General features: G+C 67.3%; 1 protein-coding gene. It reads right to left on the reverse strand.

Translation table 11 applies throughout. From position 1 onward, the window contains the following. Nucleotides 1-100: 100 nt before the first annotated feature. Nucleotides 101-852, reverse strand: a 752-nt coding sequence (locus CCL05_RS42345; RefSeq protein ID WP_086565827.1) for an ABC transporter permease, incomplete at its 5' end; no start/stop codon positions are given.

The raw sequence follows: 852 nt of genomic DNA on the forward strand, positions 1-852 counted from the left end.
CGAGCAGGCCGGCGGCGGCCAGGGCGGCGTATCGGGCGTTGGTGCGCATGGCGGTTCACGTCCTTGTGAAGGGAGGAAAGGGAGGCGTCCGGAGCGGGTGTCAGTGCTCGGAATCCGCGGGCTTCCAGCGGAAGATGCGGCGCTCGGCGAAAGTGAGCAGCCCTTCGGCGAGGAGCGCGACGACGGCGAGGATGACCATCGCCGCGTACACCCCGGCCGCGTTGAAGGTGCCCTGGGACTGCGCGACGAGCAGGCCGATGCCCTTGGTGGCACCGATGTACTCGCCGACGATGGCGCCGATGAGGGCGAAGCCGAAGCTGACGTGGAGGCTGGTGAAGATCCAGGACGTGGCGGACGGGATGACCACCTGAAAGGTCACCCGGCGGTCGCTCGCGCCCAGGATCCGGGCGTTGGAGACGAGGTTCCGGTCCACCTCGCGGGCGCCCTGGAAGGCGTTGAAGAACACCGGGAAGAAGACCAGGACGACGGCCGAGGCGACTTTGGAGGCCGGGCCGAGCCCGAACCAGATCACGAAGATCGGCGCGAGAACGATCCTGGGAATCGAGTTGAGCACCTTGATGTACGGACCAAGAACATCGGCGAGCAATGCGATCCGCCCCAGCGCGATGCCGAGCACGACACCCGTGACCACACCGAGGACCCAGCCGAGCAGTGCCTCGTAGAGCGTGTACCAGATCTGCTCCCCCAGGGAGCCGAGCGCGGTCCCGTGCATCACCCAGGTGGAGATCTGGTCCCAGATCTGCGAGGGCATGGAGAAGTTGAACGGGTCGATGACCTTGGCCCGGGACAGCGCCTCCCACAGCCCGAGGACTCCGACCAGCAGCAGCGCCC

It is taken from the genome of Streptomyces africanus, from assembly GCF_002150735.1.
Classification (GTDB): Bacteria; Actinomycetota; Actinomycetes; order Streptomycetales; family Streptomycetaceae; genus Streptomyces; species Streptomyces africanus.